Annotated in this window: 4 protein-coding genes; all 4 read left to right on the forward strand. The window is 72.5% G+C overall.

Annotation, left to right across the window (positions count from 1 at the left end):
* On the forward strand, nt 1-1,397 hold a 1,397-nt coding region (locus tag B2284_RS03955), incomplete at its 5' end, for a hypothetical protein (RefSeq protein WP_286697222.1).
* A 2-nt stretch (nt 1,398-1,399) separates the two neighbouring features.
* Nucleotides 1,400-2,242, forward strand: coding sequence for a glycosyltransferase family 2 protein (locus B2284_RS03960; RefSeq protein ID WP_062258203.1), 843 nt, complete (start codon nt 1,400-1,402; stop codon nt 2,240-2,242).
* Complete coding sequence (locus B2284_RS03965) at nt 2,239-3,312, forward strand: glycosyltransferase family 4 protein (protein WP_062258205.1); 1,074 nt, start codon at nt 2,239-2,241, stop codon at nt 3,310-3,312. Before B2284_RS03960 ends, B2284_RS03965 begins: the two co-directional genes overlap by 4 nt.
* Nucleotides 3,296-3,576, forward strand: a 281-nt coding sequence (locus B2284_RS03970) for a hypothetical protein (RefSeq protein WP_286697223.1), incomplete at its 3' end; no start/stop codon positions are given. The genes B2284_RS03965 and B2284_RS03970, both read left to right, overlap by 17 nt.

The following is a 3,576-nucleotide window of genomic DNA, read 5'->3' on the forward strand; positions in this document are numbered from 1 at the left end:
GCGACACGGGCTGGGTGCCCGGGGGAGCCTCGCCCAAGGGCGCCTGGTGGCAGCTGACGACGGCGCCGCGCGACATCACCAGCGTCGACCTCACGCAGAAACCGACGCTCGGCGACGCGAAGCGCACGCAGTGGGCGACGAAGGTGTCGGTGCTCGTCGACGGCAAGAAGGTCGCGAGCTCGTCGGTGAACAAGAACGGCGACACGCACATCGCGCTGCCCGACGGCACCCGCGGCTCGCGCGTGCGGGTCGTCATCGACGCCTCCGACGGCCCGGAGCTCGCGACGCCCGCCGAGTTCACCCGCATCGACACGGGCGCGTCGATGAAGACCTCCGACCTCGGCCCGTTCGACTCACCCGGCAAGAACCGCTGCCTCGACGTCGCGACGATCGACGGGCGCGCCGTGCCGATGCGCCTCGACGACGACACGATCACCCGCTCCTCGCAGGAAGGCACGCGCTGGGTCTCGTGCACGCCAGTGACGCTCGACGCCGGCGATCGCCGTATCGAGCAGGCCCCAGGGTTCGTCCTCGACTCCCTCGACCTGCGCGACAACCGCAAGCAGGCGACGAGCGTGCCCGCGGCGCCCGCGTTCCGCGTCACCGACGACACGCCGACGCACAAGACGATCCGTCTCGAATCGAGCGCGACGCCGAGCGCCGTCGTCATCGGCCAGAGCTACGACGCACGCTGGAGCGCGACGCTCAACGGCAAGGCGCTTCCCGCCCCGACGACGATCGACGGCTACAGCACCGGCTGGATCCTGCCCGCCGGCGCGCAGGGCACCGTCGAGATGCGGTTCGCGCCGCAGCGCTGGGCGAACGTGGCGCTGATCGTCACGCTGCTGACGCTCGCGGCGATCGCCGCCATCGTCATCGTCGCCGCCCGACGCGGCGGCCTGCGCGCGCCCGTGCCGCACCGCAGCGAGACGTACACGCGCAGCATGCGCCGCGCCGACGCACTCGCACGGCGCAGCGACGCTCAGTACCTGCGCCTCGACGTGGCATGCGTCGTCGCCGCGACGTTCGGCGTCGGCGCCGCGGGCCTCGTCGCCTCGCTCGTCGCGGTCGCGGCGCTGCGCCTGACGCGGGTGCGCTCGCGTCATCTCGTCGTCGCGGGGGCGCTGCTCGTGCTCGCAGGCGTCGGGGCGTTCCTCCTGCTCGACCCGAGCCTCGGGCAGGTGAGCGCCGACGCCATCGCCGCGAACATGTGGCCGCACCGCATCGCGGGCGCCGGCTTCGTCATCGCGCTCATTGGGTTGTTGCGTCAGCACGACGCGCCACGAACCGCACGCCGCAGCGGCGGCAGCCACCGCGCGGGGCCGCACACCGAGGCGGCCACGGACCCAGCCACGAAGACAGCCACGACCGACCGGGCGATCGCAGAACGAGGATGATGATGGACGAGCGAACCCCTGACGCGATGTTCGAGCGTGGTGTCAGCGTCATCGTGCCCACGCGCAACAACGAGCGCACCCTCGAAGCGACGCTGCGCTCGGTCAAGGAGCAGAGCGAGCCGGGCGTCACGCTCATCGTCGTGGACAACGCCAGCACGGACGCGACGAAGGACATCGCGCGCCGCTGGGCCGATGTGTACCTCGAGGGCGGGCCGGAACGTTCCGCGCAGCGCAACCGCGGCATCGAGGCCGCGCAGACGCCGTGGATCGTATGGCTCGACAGCGACATGATCCTGCCGCCGCGGGCGATCGAGGTCGCCCTCGACACGGCGCAGCGCACCGGCGCCGACGGCGTCGCGCTGCCCGAGCGCACGATCGGCGACGGTTTCTGGACGGCGTGCCGGGCCCTGGAGCGCGAGTGCTACCTCGACCAGCCGTGGTTGCACAACCCGCGGCTGCTGCGGCGTGACTTCATGCGCACCGACGGCGAGTTCCACCTCGCGATGTCGGGGCCGGAGGACGCGGATCTGCGGCTCAAGATGCGCCGCGCGGGTCAGCGGATCGAGCTCGCCCCCATCATCATCGACCACGACGAGGGCCGCCTCACGCTGCGCGACGTCTTCTCCAAGCGCTATTACTACGGGCGCAGCATCCCTGCGTTCGCGGCCGAGCACGACGGTGCCGTCGGGCAGCAGGGCCGGGACGTGCTGACGGCGTACTGGGCGCACCGCGACGACCTCGCGCGTCGCCCGCTGCACGCGGTCGGCATGGTCGGCATGCGCGCGATGGAGGCCGTCGGCTACGCCCTCGGCGCGGCGAGCGCACGGCGCGATCACGCGCGATGACCCGCGAGCTGCTGTGGCTGTCGCTGCCCGATCAGCGGCCGCGCCGTGAGCTGTATTGGATGTCGCGGATGCCGGGCACACACGTCACGGCGATGGCGCGCGAGGAGCCGTTCGGCGACCTCACCTGGATGCCGACGACGTACCGTCGCCCCGTGACGCGCTTCATCGAGGCCGGCGCGTTCGCGTGGGCGCAGGGGCTCGACGAACAGCTCGAGCGGACGCGCCCCGACTGGGTCGCGAGCCTCGAGCTGTGCTCGCTCGTCACCGGCCAGCTCAGCGCGCGGCGCCGACGCCGCCCGGGGCTGCGGCAGGCCGTCATCACGTGGGAGAACCTGCCGCGCCAACCGTTGTACGCGCTGCCGCCGTACCGTCAGGCGTTCGAGAGCACCCGGGACGCCGACCTCATCCTCTGCATGGTCGACGCGGCGCGCGACCACCTCGAACTCAACGGATTCGACCTGTCGCGCGTGCGCGTCGTCAAGCCGGGCGTCGACGTCGAACTGTTCCACCCCGCAGCCGAACTCGCCGACCGACCGCGGGTCGTGTTCACCTCGCCGCTCGCGGCGAACAAGGGCATCGACACCGTCCTCGACGCGATGCGCCTCGTGCGTCGGCGCGTGCCCGACGCGCAACTCGTCGTCGCAGGTAGCGGGCCGCTCGCGGGGCTCGTCGAGGAGGCCGAGCAGGCCGAACCGGGCGCCGTCGTGCGCGCCGGATCACTCGACGCGCACGGCGTCGCCGAGCTGCTGCGCTCCGCGCGCGTCTTCACGACGGCGCCGCGCCCGACGTGGAAGTGGACCGAACAGCTCGGCCTCGCCTACCTCGAGGCGCAGGCGTGCGGGTTGCCCGTCGTCACGACCGCGTGCGGCACCAATGACGAAGCCGTGCGCGCACCCAACCTGCTGACGGAGTCGGGCGCGTACGCGCTCGCCGAGGGTCTCGTGCACTTCCTCACCGACGACTCGGCCGCGCGTGCGGCGTCGGCGGCGAACCGCGCGCGGATGCTCGCCGAGCACGACATCCGCCGTCAGAGCGCGAAGATGGGCGAGGCCTTTGCCGAGTTCGAGTGACGCCGTCACGACGTCCGGCCGGGGAGCGACGCACGGGGCTGCGTGGGGCGCGACGCGCTGGGCGGGCCGTCACGCCGGGCTGCTCGCGAGCGCGGTGTGCGCCGCCGTCATCCTCGGCCCGATGCTGCTGACGCGCGGGTTCTGGCTGCACTACGACATGGTGTTCGTCCCGCATCTGCCGTTGTCGGACACGACGCTCGGTACGGCCGGGCAGGTGCCGCGCGCGGTGCCGAACGACGCGATCGTCGCGCTGCTCGACCTCGT

It is taken from the genome of Dermacoccus sp. UBA1591, from assembly GCF_002322065.1.
Lineage (GTDB): Bacteria > Actinomycetota > Actinomycetes > Actinomycetales > Dermatophilaceae > Dermacoccus > Dermacoccus nishinomiyaensis.

What these genes read in the sequence shown, in the direction of transcription:
- B2284_RS03960 (WP_062258203.1), top strand. Translation starts at nt 1,400, where the DNA reads ATGGACGAGCGAACCCCTGACGCGATGTTCGAGCGTGGTGTCAGCGTC.
- B2284_RS03965 (WP_062258205.1), top strand. Translation starts at nt 2,239, where the DNA reads ATGACCCGCGAGCTGCTGTGGCTGTCGCTGCCCGATCAGCGGCCGCGC.